We start from the raw sequence: 17,744 nt of genomic DNA on the forward strand, positions 1-17,744 counted from the left end.
CCGATGCCCCTGATAATCCCCCAGCCCCCGCTGCGTCGGCAGCGCCCTCACGCCCGTCTCGGCCCGCCGGTAATCGCCGCGGCATCGGTTTTTGGGTATGGCTGGTGGTGATTGCCCTCACCACCGCAGCGGTGGCCGTGGGCGGTTGGTGGTTCGGCTCCGGACGCTACGGCGATATCCCCTCGGTCCTCGGCATGGACCAAGAACAGGCCGTAGCGACCGTGCAGGAGGCTGGTTTTTCGGTAAGTACCGACGAGATCTATGACGACGAGGCCGCGGCTGGGGAGGCGGTGAATACCCAGCCCCCTTTTGGCGAGCGAGTACCACGCGGTCATGATGTCGTGGTACTCCTCTCCCGTGGCAAGCCGACCGTCCCCGCCATCCCCCAAGACCACGATCCGCTGAAATACGAGGCGGCGGTCACCGACCGCACCTTGGAGTGGGAGCTGGGCGAGGCCGCCTATGATGACACCGTTCCCGCCGGCAAAGTCCTCGACGTTTCTCCCTCCCCCGGCACCGAGGTGAAGGTGGGATCGGCGGTATCGGTGATTCTGTCCAAAGGCCCCGCCCCCGTCGAGGTACCGGACATTCGCGGCCGCAGCGAAGACTCTGCCCGCGCTATGCTCAAGCGGGCCGGCTTGAAGGTCTCCGACGTGCGCAAGGAATACGACGAGGGCGTGGACCCAGACGAGGCGGTATCGACCATCCCCTCCTCCGGTACCTCGCTGAACCGCGGCGACTCGGTGATCCTGGTGATGTCGAATGCCATCAAGGTACCGAAGATCACTGGGCTGAGCCTCGACGAGGCGAAAGACGTCCTCTCCGACGCCGGTATCAGCGTCCGGGATGCCTCCTATGTATCGCAGACCGGCCGCGTGGTCGATGAAGTGGTGGCGGTGAGCCCCTCCCCCGGCTCCGGCCTGGATCCGTCCAACCCCACCGTCTCCGTGGAGGTGGCGTCGAAGGTGAAGATCCCGAGTGTTTTGGGCAAGCGGGTATCCGATGCGGTGAAACAACTTACCAAGGACGGCTTCGCGGTGGATACCTCGGGGCTAGACGACGATGATCGCGTGATCGCCCAAAGTCCCCTCCCTGGACTGAGCAGAGACTCCTCCCGCGGGGACGTGACCATCGAACTCACGGCCCTTTAGCGCCCAGCCCGCACAACACAACGGCCCGCACTCCCTGTATCAGGAAGGCGGGCCGTGGGCGTGTCGCGAGCAGGACGCTACTGGTTGCGCAGCATCTCCGCGACGAGGAAAGACAGCTCCAAGGACTGCTGGGTGTTCAGCCGCGGATCGCAGGCCGACTCATAGCGACCGGGCAGATCGATATCAGTGATGTCTTCGGCGCCACCCAGGCACTCGGTGACGTCTTCTCCGGTGAGCTCCACGTGGATGCCGCCGGCGTGGGTGCCGAGGGCGCGGTGCACCTCGAAGAAGCCCTGCACCTCATCCAGCACCTTGTCGAAGTGGCGGGTCTTGTACCCATTCGAGGAGGTGTGGGTGTTGCCGTGCATCGGATCGGTCTGCCACACCACCTTGTGGCCGGCTTCTTCCACGGCGCGGACGATTCCGGGCAGCACGGTGCGCACTTTGTCGTGCCCCATGCGGGCCACCATGGCCAAACGCCCCGGTTCCTTGTTCGGATCCAGCTTCTCGGCGTAGGCAACGGCCTCTTCTGGGCTGGTCTTCGGGCCCAGCTTGATGCCCACGGGGTTAGAGATCAACGCGGCGAAGTTGACGTGGAAATCGTCGATGCCGCGGGTGCGCTCACCGATCCACAGCTGGTGCGCGGAGAGATCGTAGAGTCCGGTGTCGCCGTTTTCGTCCTGGCCGAGACGCAGCATGGCGCGCTCATAATCCACCAGCAACGCCTCGTGGGAGCAGAAGATATTGGCTTGGCGCAGGGACTCGTCGGAGACACCGCAGGCCTGCATGAAGCTCAGTCCGCGCTCGATCTCCCGCGCCAGGGCCTCATAGCGGGCACCAGCCGGCGATTGAGCCACGAACTCGCGGTTCCACTCCGTCAGGCGGTACAGATCCGCCGTGCCGGAGGCAGTAAGGGCACGCACCAAGTTCATCGCGGCCGAGGAGTTTGCGTATGCGCGGATCATGCGGGCCGGGTCGTGGCGGCGCGCCTCAGGGGTTGCCTCCACGCCATTGACGATGTCGCCACGGTAATTGGGCAGCCCATTGGCATCGAGATCCTGGGAGCGCGGCTTGGCGTACTGGCCAGCAATACGGGCCATCTTCACCACCGGGGTGGAAGCGCCATAGGTCAATACGACCGCCATCTGCAGCAGGGTCTTCACATTCGCCTTGATGTGCGGCTCAGTATTGGCCTCGAAGGTTTCGGCGCAGTCGCCGCCTTGCAGCAGGAATGCATTACCAAGCGCCACTTCACGCAGCTGGTTCTTCAACAGGTGAATCTCCGGTGGCAGCACCACCGGCGGCACAGACTCGAGGATCTTGCGCACCGCAAGGGCTTCCTTCTCGTTCCACGATGGCTGCTGCTTGGCTGGGCGCGCCACGACATCGTCGAAACGCTCCCGAATGCCCGCAGGCAGCGGGGGAAGATCGGGCAGCTCGGATTCTGATATATCTACACTCCAACTCACACGTTTATTCTTAGCACACCGAACTATTCTTCCCTCCCCTTGCCTACCCCAGCAGAGCGGGGCGGATGCTACTTTCGGCGCGAGATGGACTGAGCCGCCCCATCGAGGCCCAGCGGCATGGCGTTGGTGCAGATAAGAAACTTGGCGCGGTTATGCCTAGCGTCGACAAGCGCATCGTGTACTGCGCTCGGCACGGCGGGTAGTTGCGGTCTACCAGCCATTTCCCAGTACTGCTTCAGCTCGCGGGTAAAGCGCGGCAGCTGCCGTGGCAGGCCCCGCATATCCCCCCAGAGCTGCGCGAGCACAATGTGGTCATAGGCGCCCACCCAGGCCCACAATTCGGGGCGCGTGCCGTCATGGGTGAGGAACTCAAAGACCTCGTGGCGGATGGTGGCCCGCGTTTTCCACTCGCGGCTGCCGCGCTCCGGCAGCTTGTCGAGCACGTGCGCGCGCACCCAGTCATTGGCTGAGCGCGGATCAAACTCGCTCGACACGGCGTAATATTCACGGCCGTCCTCGGCAACAATCCCGATGGAGACCAGCTCGATGGTGGTCCCGTCCTCAATAAACTCGGTGTCGTAGAAGAATCGCACGGTGGTTGTCTGCTTGCTTTCTACGCCCCGGAAACTCGTGTGCCCCGGCGCGAGCGTGGCCGTTTGCGCGCTGCACGGTTAAGAGAAGCCGACAGAGCACAGAAAGGCGAACGTACTCGAAGTGTTATTTCAGTCTAAGCACACCAGCGCGCCACGTGCTCAGCGGGGGTATAGCCACCCTCGCCACAGCCGGCCACACGCCCGCGACTAGGAGTGTTGGTGGTGGACGGCCGCGGCCGATTCGGCGTTGTTGTCCGGATGATTCTTCCTCGCATCCCTGCGGCCTGCAATCATCGGATCGATCGCCGGCGGCGCCAGAGTCCAGCCGATCACTGGTATACGAGAGAGCAGGTAGAAGACATAGCAGGCGGCCATAGCCACGATGAACACGCCGATCACCCAGAGCGATGGGCTGGCTAGGAGCCCGTTACCCGGTTCAATGAGCACGTCCTCACGGTAGCGAAAGAGCATGCCGAAGAGCACGGAGATCGCGATAGGGTGACCGATGTAGACCACGAGGGTGTGGCGGCCGACGAAAGCGAGTGCGGAAAACAGCAGCGGCACGCTAGCGAGCGCCACCGCCAACAAAATGGCCGTGGGCAGCAGCCAGAGCCGCCACATCAGCCCCTCGATGAGGTCGATGAACTCAGTGTTCCATCCCCACATGCCTTCCTCGCGCACGGGTATGTCCATGATCGCCTCAGAGCGAGCCGAGTCCAGCCACCATTCATGCGCCGCATAGGCTGCCAGCCCACTGAGTGCATAGGCCGCAATGAAGCGCGGCTTGGCGCAGCTGCGGGCAATCCAAGTGATGGCGAAACGGTAGCGCAGTCCGATCATGTAGATGGGCAGATATTGCGCGAAATGCAGCACAATCGACGCGCTCACGGGGGTGAGCTGCAGCAGCACCGGGCTAAAGGAGGCGGCCACTGCCACCCCATTGCTCAGCCGACGAGTGGCCCATGCCCAGAGGCAGAACACGGCCAAGCAATACAGGAACCAGTACATGCCCTCGCCGCGGAGCACGCTATCGAATACCCACCCCGTCCCGCGGTGCTCAAAGTCGGCGAAGCGCACCATCTCATACTCTTTGATGAACAAATAAATGGGCATCCACACCAGGTAGGGCAGAAAGAAAAACCAGATACGTTTGGTGAAGACCTCGCGGAGGGAAAAGCGCAGCACTTTCGCCGAGAAGTAGCCGGAGACCAAGAAGAATAGCGGCATGCGCAGTGGATCCAGCAGATGGTTGAGCTCCGCCAGCCAGGTGTCCATACCATAGGGCACCTCTAAGCACACGTGCAGCAGCGCCACCCCCACAATGGACAGCCCCTTCGCGGCATCGGGCCACTTCAGGCGCTCTTTCACCACCGTGCGCTCATGCATATGTGGCATCCCGTGGCCGGTGGCATCCGGCTCCATCTGCTGTTCCACATCAGCAGCGTTATATCGCGCGGCAGGCTGATTCTGCATCATGCGCCCTTCACTTTCTCCCTCGTGCCTCTTCATCGACGAGCGCGCTTATCGACGCTCAGCTCCCCGACACGATCACCGCGAGTGCGCATGCAGCAGCGGCGCCGATAGGGGGTTGTGCAGGACTGCCCTAACCCTATCGACGCCGCTCAAAAAAGTTAAACTATGCCACCTTAGCGTAACCTAAAAATAGCTGTCTTAGCCCTCCCAATTGGCGGGAAGTTCTGCCCCTTCCGGATAGCCCTTGCCCGCAGCGAGCGCTTCTTTGACATCGGCGGCGTAGAGGTTCACATAGGGATAGCCGGACATCTCCGAGAACAGGGCCGTGATGTGGTCGGTGAGCGCGCGAGCGGCCTCATAGCTATCGGGGTCTAGGCCGCGCTCCTGCACAAAGGCGATAGGGTCGATCGGTGGGGCAACCTTCATCCATACCTTGGCGGGGCGCACAATCCACGAGCCAATGGGATTGGCCTTGCGGGAATTAATCATCGCCACCGGCACGATGGGCTGCTGGCACTCCAAGGCGGTGCGGGCCATGCCGGTCTTGCCGCGATAGATGCGACCATCCGGCGACCGGGTGCCCTCGGGGTAGACGCCGAGCACGTCTCCGCGATCGAACACCTTACGGGCCGCAGCAATAGCGTTAGCGGCTGCATCCTCAGATGTGCGGTCGATCGGCACCTGGCGTAGCGAGGTAAAAAACCACAGCTGGATCTTGCCCACCAGACCAGTACCGGTGAAGTACTCGTTTTTGGCGAGGAAGGTGATCTCACGGTCGCACAGCAGCGGGAAGAAGAAGGAGTCCATCACGGACTGATGGCTAGAGGCGATGATCGCAGAGCCACTCGCTGGGATATTCTCCTTGCCTTCGATCTCTGGGCGGTTATACACCCGCAGGAAGGGTCCGATGAGGATGTTCTTAAACACCCAGTACCACTTGTTTTTCATGTGCGACTTCCCTAGCAAATGGGGCGCTGCAGATGATCTGCCCTGCACGGGGCACACCACGGCTCGGCGCCGGTGAATGCATGATCTGTCCTCCCAGGAGGACCGTAAGTATAGGTTAGTAGAAACTAGCCTTCACGTCCCGAAGTTTCGCCGCGGGGAGCCCCTCGGTGCGCACAGAATCACTCCACTGGGGCGAGGAAACGGGTGCGCGCCCGATCGGCGGCGCCAATCATGCCAGCATCCGAGCCCAGCTCCACCGTCTTAATATCGGCGAGCGGACGGTATCCGGCGCCCACAATGCGCCGCGCGAAGCGCTGCTTCGCGGCCTCCAGATACAGTGGGGAATCCTTGGCCACGCCACCGCCGACCACAATGAGTTCGGGGTCGAGGATATCGGCGACAATGGCCAGCCCCTCTCCTAGCCAATGGCTAAAGTGCTCCACCACCTTCAGCGCGGCAGGATCACCATTACAGGCCGCCTGCATAATCCGCCTGCCGGTGAGCTCATCAGCCTGCGAGCGGAAGCGGCGCACAAACCTCGAATCCTCGAACTCACCGGAGCCGATGATCTCCTTGGCAAAATCCGGCAGCGCCGTGCCCGAGCAATAACGCTCTAAACAGCCCCGTTTGCCGCAGGGGCAGCGGCGCCCATCGGGAACCACCGTGATGTGACCAAACTCGGGGGCAGTGCCGAAAGCGCCACGATAAATTTCCCCGTTATGCATGAGCGTCGCCCCGATCCCAGTGCCGATAGCAAATAGCACCCACGTCTGCACATCGCGGGCGGCACCGAAACGGTACTCGCCCCACGCGGCAGCATTGGCGTCGTGCTCGAGCACAACGGGCAGGTCAATGAGCCGCTCGATATCCGCGCGCACATTCTTATCGCGCCACGGCAGATGCGGGGCGAAACGCACCCGCTCACAATCGGGATCAATAAAGCCGGCGACAGCCAGGCCCACCGCCCCCACATCGTGGCGAGAACGCAGAGACGTGACCACATACGCAATCGCCTCGTCGAGCCCACGCTGGGTGGACGGGGTGGGAACCTGTGCCGAGTCGATAATGCGCCCCTCGGGCGTCACTACGGCGCCGCGAAGGTTGGTACCGCCGATATCGAAACCGATGGAGTGGGTGGCAGACATAATGGAAGCTCTATAGGTCCCGTCTCTAGACGTTAAAACTCACCCAGTATATATGCGCCAGACTGCGCCACTCTAATCGCTGGATGAGCAAAGAATACGCTGCAGCCGTGCCGCCATAATCGGCCACGCCCAGTGCTCCAGCACATGGGCACGGCCCCGCTCGCCCATTGTGCTGCGCAGGACGTCATCATCGAGCACATGAACTAGCGCATCCACCAGGCTGTCGATATCGCGGCCATCGACCACGATGCCGGTCTCCTTGGTCACGGTCTCTGGCGCACCGCCAGAGTCGCCTGCTACCACCGGCACCCCGCAGGCCTGGGCCTCGAGGTAGACGATACCGAGTCCCTCGACGTCCAAGCCTTTGCCGCGGGTACGCGCCGGCATACTAAAGACATCACTGGCAGCAAGCAGCTGCCGCATCTCGGTGAATTCAAGCTGGCCCATGAGGTGGATGCGCTCGCTGCCAAGGGAGTTGGCGTCGATAAGCGTGCGCAGCTTCTTCTCATAAGAGCCGGTGCCGACAAGTACGAGCCGCGCCTCGGGGTGGCGGGCAAGGATACGCGGCATAGCGCGGACCAACTGGTCTTGCCCCTTACGGGGCACAAGCCGCGAGATACAGATGATCAGCGGCTCATCGCCAAATCCATAGCGGGCGCGCACCTGTTGCCGCTGCGTCTCGCTCAGGGGGTGAAATAGCTCGGGATCCACGCCTGAGGGCAAGGGCTCATAGCAGGGATGGGGGCCCAGTGCTGGGCGGATCCGGCCCAAGGTGTAGTCGGAGATATAGGTAATCACATCAGCGGAACGGCCAATGCGCCGCAGAATCTGCCGGGCCCCGGGCAGCATCGACCACCCGACCTCATGGCCATGGGTGGTGGCCACCACCTGGCGGGCCCCAGCCGCCCGCGCCGCCGAGCCGAGCACCGCGAGTGGAGCCGCGGCCCCAAACCATACGGTGTGGATGTCGTAGAGCGCGATGAGACGACACATCTCCGCCTTGAGCCCTGGGGTGGGCAGCATGACCCGGCGAGGCCAGCGCACCACCGTGTACTCGGCCTGCGCATCCCATGCCGCGGCCACCGCAGCGTCTTGTGTGGAGGCCAACACCACGATCTCCGCGGGGTCGAGATAGGAGACGAAATCACGGAGATAGGACTGGATCCCGCCGACTGTGGGCGGGAAATCATTGGTAACAAGCAGCGTGCGGCCCATAGTCACCCCATTCTAGCGACGCACCCTAGGCCGCACCGTGGGGCCTAAAAAAATCACACCACGCGATCCTCCCGGAGAGGACGGTGGCGTGAAGAGAGGCCGGACGGTATTAGTAGCGGCGCGCGCCGTAGAAGGGCATCGAATCCACGGAGACGACCTGCACGGGAATACCGTAATCCGAGGCGTGAACCAGCTTGCCATCGCCGATGTACATGCCCACGTGGGTGGCTCCGGGGTAGTAGCCCACGATATCGCCCGGCTGCAGCTGATCACGAGAGACCGGCGTCCCACCAGCCATCTGGGCCTGGGAGGTACGCGGAATGGACTTGCCCTGCTGCGCATAGGACCACACCATCAGCCCGGAGCAGTCGAAGGCGTCGGGGCCGGTGGCTCCCCAGCCATAAGGAGCGCCGAGCTTGCTCATCGCGGCATTAACCGCGCTCATCCCGCCCGGGTTCGAGCTGGTAATACCGGCGAGATCGAATCCCTCGATGGGGCCGTTCTTATTTTGCCAGGCCTGACGCAAGCTCGGCTCGAGCGCGTCGATACGCGCCTCCAGCTCGCTGGTGCGCTTATTCAGCTCATCCTGCTCACGTTCGAGCTTGGCACGCTGGGCCTTCAGGTCGCCGAGACGGAAATCAGCCACCGCCTTGGCTGCGGCGGCACGCTCGTGTTCCTGAGCGGCCTCGCGCAGCGCCTCCTGCAATTCCACAATGATGCGCTCATTACGCTGACTCAGAGCGCTCATATAGGCAGTGCGATCAATGGCGTCCTGCGGGTTATGGGCCGAGGAGATACCAGAAAGAGGATCGAGGCTCGCACCTCGGTAGCGAGCCTTAGCCACCTGGTTCACATCGCTACGGATGCTCTCGGCGTTCTCGGCTGCTTCTTGCGCAGCTGCAGAAGCGCGCTGGAACTCCTCCGCGAGGCGACCCGCCTCCTCCTTGCTCTTGTCAATGTCGATGGAGAGCTGCTTGACTTCCTCGTTCTTCGCAGTGGCCTCGTGGGAGACCGCGTCCATCTCCTTAATGAGGCTGTCCATCTGGGCGGGGTCAGCGCTGGCAAGGGGCGCGGCAATGCTGCTGGCAGATAGGGCTAGGGCGCAGGTAATAAGCCCGAGCTTGGTGAGTTTCATGTGTTCTCCACGTGCGAGTTCGAAGTGCCGGCGCTGAAACATCAGCGTCACAGTAAAAGCTACAGCGGGCCAAGGGCCTCGCTGTGTGGTGTTCCTGCTCCCCTAGGGAGCAAACACCCAGATAGCAGGTAAGTTTAGCGTAAATTCTGCCAATACCAACCTTGATGTGGCCACTGAGGCTTAGAGTAAATCACAGTGGTGAAAGTTATTGGCCTATCCAGCTCGGCACGGCCACTGCCTTGCCCACCCCCAAACGTAGGCGGCGGGCGAAGAGGGTCTATGAGCACCGGCGACCCAGCGGATGCCGAGGCGCCACCATAACGACAAAACCGCAGACCGTTCGTTGGTCTGCGGTGTGCTGTCACGGCTGGTCTAGCCGGTGGCTCTTAGAAGCGAACCACGGAGTGGATCGGCATGTAGTCGAGCGGACGCTCGCCCACCGGAGTGCCGGACTGCATGGCGTCGATGATGGTGCCATTGCCCACGTAGATACCGACGTGGGAAGCGCCGCCGTAGTAGGCAACGATGTCGCCGGGCTGGATCTGGGACAGCGGCACGCGGATGCCGGCGGCTGCCTGCTGCTGAGAGGTGCGCGGGATGGACTTGCCCACCTGGGAGTAGACCCAGGAGGTGAAGCCGGAGCAGTCGAAGGCATCCGGGCCAGCAGCGCCCCACACGTAGGGAGCGCCGGTCTTGGAGCGAGCGATGCTCACGATGCGGTCACCAACGGAGTTGGAGGATGCCGGAGCGACAGAGCGGGCGACCTGAGCCTGACCGGGAATCTGCACGGGCAGCTGAGAGGTCAGCTGGCCGGTGTCAACGATGTTGTTGATCTCTGCCGGCACACCGGGAACGTTCGGCACGCCAGGAACGGACACGTTGCCAACGACCGGCACGTTGATGTCGAGGGCCTGAGCCGGAGTGGCCAGCGCGGCGGAGGCACCGGCGGCGACAGCGGTTGCGGCTGCTGCGTTGCGAACGATACGGCTTGCGCTACGACGATTGTGATTACCCATTTGAAACTTTTCCACGTCTTCCTTGTTTGAACCGGCCGGGTTAGCTGACGGGCTAGGCATCCGGAAGGCCTCCCATCCTCGCGCCGCGCTCTCTATAATGAGCACTCTTGCGAGAATTTCACCCCAGATAATTAGGTGGTTCCCCGGCTCCGGCGGCATCCCCATGATCGGAGTCGATCAGAGACTGTGCCGGATTAGGTCTGGCTTATTCTTTTCGGTAGATGTTCGTCGGTGGCGACCAGATCGTTTTCTACTCTCTGCTTCGTCCCGCGAAGTCTCGTTTAGGTTACGAAACGGCAACGATACTTGTCCAGCTTTCAGCAAAATCTAGGCGCTGTTATCAAGTCGTAATCTTCTAGTGACCATTCGGTGATCGAAAGGAGCGGCCGCGACACGCCCGCAGAATGTTCGAACACCGGCTCTTTTACCTGCGGCTTTTCGCATATTTTAGGCCTATCCTGCACCGATAGTGGGGGTTACCCACCGTCGCTCGGGACTCCAGAAATATTTTTTGTGACCTTCCCCACTATGGCCGTTATCGGGCCGTGATCGTGCCCTCAACGTTATCTCAGCGCGATCAAAGCTAGGTCTCCTGTGTCTGAGGACTAGCGCCGCAAACGCTTCGGTTGCACCCCCTGGGCGCACCACCGCACTCTCTAGAAGGCAGCGTTCCTCCAGTACTGCGTGCTGGCGGTGTGGCGGGCCGAAGAGCGCTGTGCGCGCCTCTTCCCTACCGCGCAGGGCCTGTGATCCACCGGCGGAGCGTGCTACCAACCACGGTAGCCACGGGCAGCTTCTCCCCACCACGCGGAGTGCGGGCGCGGGGTGCGGGCCCTCGCTTGTGTGACCCGAACATAAGAGAAGGACCCTCACCCCTAGGGTGAAGGTCCTTAACTCTATGACGCAGTAGTCTCAGTACAGCATATGCACTTCAGGTGTGGCGCTAGTCGCGGCCGGCATCCTTGTCGGCGCGGCGATTAGCCTCGTTGAGGTTCTCGAGCATGGTGCGCTCTTCCTCTTCGTTGGCGTGCTCGATCTCGGCAGCGCGGCGAGCGACATCCTCGCTGTCGGCCTTCCACAGGCCGCGACCCGGGTGTCCACCGAAACCAAGCTGGTTCGGCTGGTTTGGCACCTTGGCGCCTGCGTAATCGAGCGGAATCTGGTGTCCGTGTTCGTCCACCGGACCGATGGGCTGGTGAACTTCCACGTACTCGCCGTGCGGCAGGCGCACGATCACGCCGGTTTCCACGCCGTGCTCCAGCACCTCGCGGTCAGCGCGTTGGAGGCCAACGCAGATGCGGTAGGTGATGAAGTAAGAGATCGGCGGCAGCAAGATGAGGCCGATACGACCAACCCACGTCATGGCGTTGAGCGAGATATCGAAGTGATAAGCGAAGAGGTCGTTACCACCAGAGACGGTCAGCAATCCGTAGAAGACCAAGGCCATCACGCCGATACCAGTACGCGCCGGTACGTCGCGGGGACGCTGCAGCAGGTTGTGGTGCTCGTCGTCGCCGGTGATCTTCTTCTCGATCCATGGGTAGGCGAAGAGCAGGACCACGAGGATGCCGAGCATGATGGCAACCCAGAACACGGCCGGGATGGTGTGGTTACCGATGTAGAGCTCCCACGCCGGCATGACACGGGCAGCACCGTCAGTCCACAGCATGTAGATATCGGGCTGGGAACCAGCGGAGACCTGTGCCGGGTTGTAGGGGCCAATGTTCCAAATGGCGTTGATCGTGGTGATACCTGCCATGAGGGCCAGAGCACCGGCGGTGATGATGCCGAAGGCAGAGGCCTTCAGAGCGAACACCGGGAGAATGCGGACGCCCACAACGTTGTTCTCGGTGCGGCCTGCGCCCGGGAACTGGGTGTGCTTCTGGAACCAGACAATCGCCAGGTGTGCACCGATCAAAGCCAAGATAATGCCCGGCAGGATCAGCACGTGAGCGATGTAGAAGCGGTCCAGCATGATATCGGAGGGGAAGTCTCCACCGAAGATCAGCCAGTGCATCCAGGTACCGATGATCGGCATACCGACGATGATGGCGGACATAATTCGCAGACCCACACCGGAGAGCAGATCGTCCGGCAGTGAGTAGCCGAAGAAGCCCTCGGCGACGGACAGCAGCATCAGCACGCTGCCGATGATCCAGTTAGCTTCACGCGGGCGACGGAAGGCGCCGGTGAAGAAGATACGCATCATGTGCACGATGATGGAGATCGCGAAGGCCAAGGCGGCCCAGTGGTGCATCTGTCGAATAAACAGACCACCACGCACCTCGAAGGAGATGTTCAGCGCTGTCTCGTAGGCACGAGACATCTCCACACCGTTGAGCGGTGCGTAGGCACCGTCGTAGATGACCTTGGAGATAGACGGATCGAAGAACAGGGTCAGATAGACACCCGTGACGATCAGGATAATGAAGCTGTACAGCGCGATCTCACCGAGCATAAAGGACCAGTGAGTCGGGAACACCTTGTTAATTTGGGTGCGCAGGAAGCCGGCTCCGCTGTAGCGAGAGTCAATGGCTTCTGCGCGCTCAGCTAGTTTATTGCTCATGATTTACGCTCCCAGAATGCCGGTCCGACAGACTCGATAAAGTTGCCTGCGGCGACGAGGTAACCATCTTCATCGACGGTAATGGGCAGCTGCGGCAGTGCACGAGCGGCGGGGCCGAACACCGGCTTGCCGAAGTGCAAAGCGTCGAACTGCGATTGGTGACAGGGGCACAGGATTCGGTTGGTCTGGGCCTCGTAGAGCGAGGTCGGGCAACCGATGTGCGTGCAGATCTTGGAGTAGGCGTAGTAGTCGCCGTAATGGAAGTTTTCCTGTCCGACACGCTCGATCACCTTGGCAGCGTCGGCGCTGCGCAGGCGGATCAACATGACGGCGTTACGCGGACCGTGGATCGAGTGCATGTGCTCCTCGTAGACCATGGCCTGCTTGTCGTAGCGGTCACCGTCGTTGACGTACTCGTCAGGAAGCGGGAACACCGTTTCCATCGAGGCTGCCAACAGGTCTTCGGGACGCATACGCACCAGACGGGTCACGCCCTGGGTGGTGTAGTGCCCATCGTGCTTCTCCGCGGTCACGCCGGTGTCGCGACCCAAGTACAGCTTGGTGCCGTGCTCGGAGAGGGTCCAGCCGGAGGTCCAAAGGGTGCCGTCACCCTGGATGCCCAACTCGTGAGGCTTCCACGGGTTCTTCACCATGCCGCCGAGCGGGGCCAAGATTCCCAGGCCGGCGACGGCTGCGCCGGCGCCCATGACACCCTTGAGCATCTTGCGACGCCCCAGAGTGGAGGTCTCCCATGCGTCGTTGAGCAACGCGCCGAGGGTCTTTGCATCGACCTCAGCGGAGCCGCCGTCGTGACGCTGCTGGACGGAAATCTCTTCGGGGATGAACTTCTTCACATAGGTAACTACGCCCATACCCATCGAGATGATGCCCAGACCGGCAGTCAGGCCCAACATCGGGGTGTAGAAGGTGTAAAGCCACAGTCCCTCTTGGCCGAGTGCCTTGTACTGCCACGGCCAGAAGAGGTAGATCGCCATGAAGGCGAGCATGAGAACGATGCCCGCGATGAAGAAGAAAGCGACCGAGCGCTCGGCTCGCTTCTCTGCGGGGTCATTCTCAATAGGGAAGCGTTCCTTGCGGTACGCAACCGTGACGTCATCAAGCTCGGTTCCGAGACGGGCGAGCTCCTCGTTGCTCATCGCAGCGAGTTCTTGCGAGGTGTATTCTTTGCTGTTTTTGCTCATGAGCGCGATCCAATCCACAGAGCAGCAGCGATAAGCGCTGCCATACCGGCAAGCCACATGAACATACCCTCAGCCACTGGGCCGAGGCCGCCGAGGCTCCAACCACCGGGGCTCGGGGTTTCCTTCGTGGACTTGATGTACGCGATGATGTCCTTCTTCTCGTCCAGCGAGAGCTGACGATCAGAGAACTTCGGCATGTTCTGGGGGCCAGTGAGCATAGCCTGGTAGATCTCTTGCTCGTTGGCGGGATCCAGAACCGGGGCGTACTTACCGGAGGAGAGCGCACCGCCACGTCCGGTGAAGTTGTGGCACGACGCGCAGTTCAGTCGGAAGAGCTCGCCACCGCGGGCGACGTCTGCCGGATCGATAGTGCCGTCGTAGTGGCTACCGCGCAGCGAGTCCATGGCGATGGTGCCATCTTCGTTCTTCACGAGGCCGGGACCGCCACCGTTGGCGTCAACATATGCGGCGAGGGCCAGTGCCTGGTGCTCGTTGTAGCGCGGGGTCTTGCGCTGTGCCTGTGCCTCATTGCGCAGCATCGGCATACGGCCGGAGTGCACCTGGAAGTACACGGCGCCTTCGCCAACACCGATCAGGGAAGGACCGCGTCCCTCAACGCCCTGAAGGTTGGTGCCGTGGCACGTAATGCAGGCTACGTCGTAGATGTCCTTGCCCTCTTGAACGAGAGCGGCATCGTCTTTTTGGGCGGTTGCTACCTGTGCATCGGGGGTCAGTGCGTGAGCCAGCAGGCCGGCGCCAGTCAGACCCACCGTGAGTGCAAGAGCACCCGCGACGGAACGGCGTGCCTTACGCCGCGTCCGGGTCTTCTTTGCTTCCGCGGACTTCGCCGCAGAAACATCGTGTGGTGTGGTATCCATCATTTTCCTTTTTCGGGTTTCGGAAAGTGAAGGGCTGTTGATCCGCGACCACTCCTTCTGCCCTGCCGCATTAGCGCCTGCCTGTCACAGACTGCGGTTGAGAGCCAGAAATGGCGCGAGACCGATACGGCCTACTGAATGAAGTAAATGGTTGCGAACAGGGCAATCCAGACAACATCGACGAAGTGCCAGTAGTAGGACACTGCCATTGCTGCGGTTGCCTGTGCCGGCGTGAACTTGGACTTCGCGATACGAAGCAGGACAACCACAAAGGCCAGAACGCCCGCGAGGACGTGGGCTGCGTGGAAGCCAGTCGTAATGAAGAAGACCGAGCCGTAGACACTGCTCTGAATAGTCAAGCCGTGCTCGACCAAGTGGTAGTACTCGTATGCCTGGCCAACGAGGAAGATCGCGCCCAACAGCGCAGACAGTGCATACCACCGGCGGAGACCGAAGACGTCACCCCTTTCTGCTGCAAAAACGCCCCACTGTGCGGTGAAGGACGACGAAATAAGGATCGCCGTGATCATCATCGCGTAGGGGACATTGAGGTGGCCCGTTCCCTCGTCCCACGAAACTCCCTGGCCATTGGCGCGGGAGACGAAGTACATGGCGAACAGACCACAGAAGAACATCAATTCCTGAGACAGGAACACGATCGTTCCCACACTGACCATGTTGGGTCGGTTCAGTGCGGCAACGCGCTGTGTTGCTGCCGTTCCTGAGTTATTTACTGCGCTCGTCACGCCTCTAAGTATGACTGATTCCTAAGGAAGATTCATCATCTACCCCCGATATAGCGCCAACTTTTTCCGTTTTCCCAGTTCGCGCTCGAGGGTTTTCTAAGAATTTAAGAAGTTTTCGATGAGCCGGGAACTTTTTGGAACCGAATCCGACGCCCCTCCGTCGGCGGTGGCAGTCACTCCCCCAAGCGGGCCTGCAGCGTGATCGTCGAGGATCTCAGCAGCGTGTGCCCAATTCTCTCGCGCTCTGCTATCTCTGCGGGCGAAAGTGAGTATGCGTTTATGCTAGCGGATCAGTGCTTATTAACTCTCATAAATGCACCCTAAGAACGGCGAGATTCATCTCACACCGTTACACAACTGGGTCCCGACGCCCATAGTTACCCCCATGCGGAGGCGCTATCCGCCTGAAGATTCACCTCTTCCACCCTCAATGAGGACAGGGCGCCACGATGCCCCAGAACCGCGCCTAGGTCAGCCGAGGTTCTTAGGCTGCCCTTAGATACAACACACGCGGCACCCGCCTCAACCGAAAGTGAGGTGGGTGCCGCGTGAAAAGTTTTTGTGCGCTATACGGGCCGTACGTAGGAAGCAGACAACCTACACACCGCGGGCCCGTCTAACCGTTGTCTCGGAAAAAAGACTTAGTGCTTTTCCTTCGGGATGCCGTACTGCAGGTTGAGCATGGTGGTGGACCAGATAACCAGAACCGCACCGAAGCCAATCATCCAGTAGTGCATGTAGATAATGCCCGCGCCCAGCACGAAGATGGAACCAGACATCACGGCCGGCCAAATGGAGCTCGTGGAGAAGAAGCCGTACGTGCCGGCACCGTCTTCCACTTCTGCTTCCTCCCAATCCTGCGGGAGGATGTCTTGGCGCTTCTCAGTGAAGTGGAAGTAGCCCGCGAGCATCAGGGTCATGAGAGTGGAGATCACCAGCATGGTGATACCGATCCACTCGCCACCCGGCAGGTTTCCGGAGTCTTCAACGAAGATGGTCGCGAAAATGTAGATGACGGACGCCGCACCAATGTATGCGGTGAGGGCGTACAAGAGTTTAGAGCTGACCTTCATGTTTCTTGACCTCGTTTCCTAGTTGCCCGCGTTGGCGCCGGGCTTGTCGAGGAAGTTCCCGCCATCGCGAGAATCCTCACGGCCAGAGACGAACGGAGCGGTGGAGGTGGCGTAGGGGGCCTCGCCGATCGACTCCAGAGCAGCCGCGTTGGTGGCCTGCGGATTATTAATACGGTACTCGAGGTACTGCTTGAACTTCCCGGGGGAGACTGCACGAACTTCGAAGTTCATCATGGCGTGGTAGGTACCGCACATCTCAGCGCAGCGCCCCACAAATGCGCCTTCCTTATCGATGCTCTCAATCTGGAACTCACGCTGAGACTTATTAGCCTCCGGGTGGGAGTACACGTCGCGCTTGAAGAGGAACTCCGGCACCCAGAAAGAGTGGGAGACGTCAGCGGAAGCCAACTGGAAGGAGATTGCGGTGTTGGTCGGCAGGACCAGAACCGGAACCTCTTCGGTGGTGCCCACGGTCTCGATCTTGTTGTAGTGGAGGTACGAACGATCGTTCAGGGACGTGCCGTGAATCGGGTTCGGGTTCTTCACGCCCTCGGGATCCTTAACGGATGCCTCGGCTGCAGCCTGACGCTTCTCATCGGTGCCCTGGTACTCGTTACCGGTCGGGGTGAACTGGCCGTCCACCTCTTGGTAACCGAACTTCCAGTTCCACTGGTAGGCGGTAACATCCACAGTCACCTTCGGATCCTTATCCAACGCGGTGACGCGGTCCTGGGTCTGCACGGTGAAGAAGAACAGTGCCATCACAATGAGGATTGGCACACCGGTGAGCACGAGCTCAAGGGGGATGTTGTACTGGGTCTGGCGCGGGAACTCGTCCTTGCCAGCCTTCTTAGCGCGCTTCGCGGAGAACCCAAAGATCGAGTAAATCATGAGGCCCCACATGATGATGCCGATGATCCAGGCTGTAACCCAGACCCACACCCAGAAGTTTCCCATCTCGTACGACTCAGGGGTCACACCCTCGGGCCAACCCATGCGCAGGGCATGGAAAAAACCGTTATCAGGTGGGGTGACGTCACAACCAGTCAACGCAAGTGCGCTGACACCGGTGACGCCTGCAAGCATCGCCTTGCGCGAAATACCACGCTTTTTACGCTGTTCCACGTGTGTCTG

General features: G+C 61.0%; 15 protein-coding genes and 1 riboswitch. Of the genes, 1 reads left to right on the plus strand and 14 read right to left on the minus strand.

Translation table 11 applies throughout. The features are described from left to right. Positions 1-1,151 (plus strand): PASTA domain-containing protein (locus GBB18_RS03610; protein ID WP_151640791.1); only part of this gene is annotated, 1,151 nt, incomplete at its 5' end. A gap of 77 nt (positions 1,152-1,228) precedes the next feature. Here the strand turns inward: GBB18_RS03610 and GBB18_RS03615 are convergent. The 14 genes from GBB18_RS03615 to GBB18_RS03680 form a co-directional block, all read right to left on the minus strand. Then, positions 1,229-2,620: a class II 3-deoxy-7-phosphoheptulonate synthase gene (locus GBB18_RS03615; RefSeq protein WP_151640792.1), complete on the minus strand. Its 1,392-nt coding sequence runs from the start codon at positions 2,618-2,620 to the stop codon at positions 1,229-1,231. 68 nt (positions 2,621-2,688) lie between these two features. Then, entirely contained in the window at positions 2,689-3,213 is a 525-nt protein-coding gene (locus tag GBB18_RS03620) for a polyadenylate-specific 3'-exoribonuclease AS (RefSeq protein ID WP_151549195.1), read from the minus strand. Positions 3,214-3,420: 207 nt separating this feature from the next. Beyond that, on the minus strand, positions 3,421-4,689 hold the full coding sequence (locus GBB18_RS03625) for an acyltransferase family protein (RefSeq protein WP_192795916.1): 1,269 nt from the start codon (positions 4,687-4,689) through the stop codon (positions 3,421-3,423). Positions 4,690-4,884: 195 nt separating this feature from the next. Beyond that, positions 4,885-5,634, minus strand: coding sequence for a 1-acyl-sn-glycerol-3-phosphate acyltransferase (locus GBB18_RS03630; protein WP_151549197.1), 750 nt, complete (start codon positions 5,632-5,634; stop codon positions 4,885-4,887). A 179-nt stretch (positions 5,635-5,813) separates the two neighbouring features. Then, entirely contained in the window at positions 5,814-6,779 is a 966-nt protein-coding gene (locus GBB18_RS03635; RefSeq protein ID WP_151640794.1) for an ROK family glucokinase, read from the minus strand. Positions 6,780-6,851: 72 nt separating this feature from the next. After that, positions 6,852-7,994, minus strand: a complete 1,143-nt coding sequence (locus tag GBB18_RS03640; RefSeq protein WP_151640795.1) for a glycosyltransferase family 4 protein — start codon at positions 7,992-7,994, stop codon at positions 6,852-6,854. A gap of 109 nt (positions 7,995-8,103) precedes the next feature. After that, positions 8,104-9,129, minus strand: a complete 1,026-nt coding sequence (locus tag GBB18_RS03645) for an NlpC/P60 family protein (protein ID WP_151640796.1) — start codon at positions 9,127-9,129, stop codon at positions 8,104-8,106. Between the two features lie 386 nt (positions 9,130-9,515). Continuing rightward, positions 9,516-10,145 (minus strand): C40 family peptidase, encoded by a 630-nt coding sequence (locus GBB18_RS03650; RefSeq protein ID WP_151549362.1) that lies wholly within the window; start codon positions 10,143-10,145, stop codon positions 9,516-9,518. A gap of 13 nt (positions 10,146-10,158) precedes the next feature. After that, positions 10,159-10,356: riboswitch (cyclic di-AMP (ydaO/yuaA leader) on the minus strand. 732 nt (positions 10,357-11,088) lie between these two features. Continuing rightward, positions 11,089-12,711, minus strand: a complete 1,623-nt coding sequence (locus GBB18_RS03655; RefSeq protein ID WP_151549201.1) for a cytochrome bc complex cytochrome b subunit — start codon at positions 12,709-12,711, stop codon at positions 11,089-11,091. Next, on the minus strand, positions 12,708-13,913 hold the full coding sequence (locus GBB18_RS03660; RefSeq protein WP_151550457.1) for a ubiquinol-cytochrome c reductase iron-sulfur subunit: 1,206 nt from the start codon (positions 13,911-13,913) through the stop codon (positions 12,708-12,710). The genes GBB18_RS03655 and GBB18_RS03660 overlap by 4 nt, the downstream gene beginning before the upstream one ends. Further along, complete coding sequence (locus tag GBB18_RS03665) at positions 13,910-14,791, minus strand: c-type cytochrome (RefSeq protein WP_151549363.1); 882 nt, start codon at positions 14,789-14,791, stop codon at positions 13,910-13,912. Before GBB18_RS03665 ends, GBB18_RS03660 begins: the two co-directional genes overlap by 4 nt. 131 nt (positions 14,792-14,922) lie before the next feature. Continuing rightward, positions 14,923-15,537, minus strand: a complete 615-nt coding sequence (locus GBB18_RS03670; protein ID WP_151529247.1) for a heme-copper oxidase subunit III — start codon at positions 15,535-15,537, stop codon at positions 14,923-14,925. 641 nt (positions 15,538-16,178) lie between these two features. Continuing rightward, a complete protein-coding gene (locus tag GBB18_RS03675; protein WP_151640797.1) occupies positions 16,179-16,610 on the minus strand; it encodes a cytochrome c oxidase subunit 4 in 432 nt (143 codons plus the stop codon). An 18-nt stretch (positions 16,611-16,628) separates the two neighbouring features. Continuing rightward, the gene (locus tag GBB18_RS03680) at positions 16,629-17,735 is read right to left on the minus strand and encodes a cytochrome c oxidase subunit II (protein WP_151640798.1); all 1,107 of its coding nucleotides are present in this window, start codon (positions 17,733-17,735) and stop codon (positions 16,629-16,631) included. Between the last annotated feature and the right edge of the window lie 9 nt (positions 17,736-17,744).

The organism is Corynebacterium sp. 11A (assembly GCF_008930935.1).
GTDB classification, from domain to species: Bacteria; Actinomycetota; Actinomycetes; order Mycobacteriales; family Mycobacteriaceae; genus Corynebacterium; species Corynebacterium megadyptis.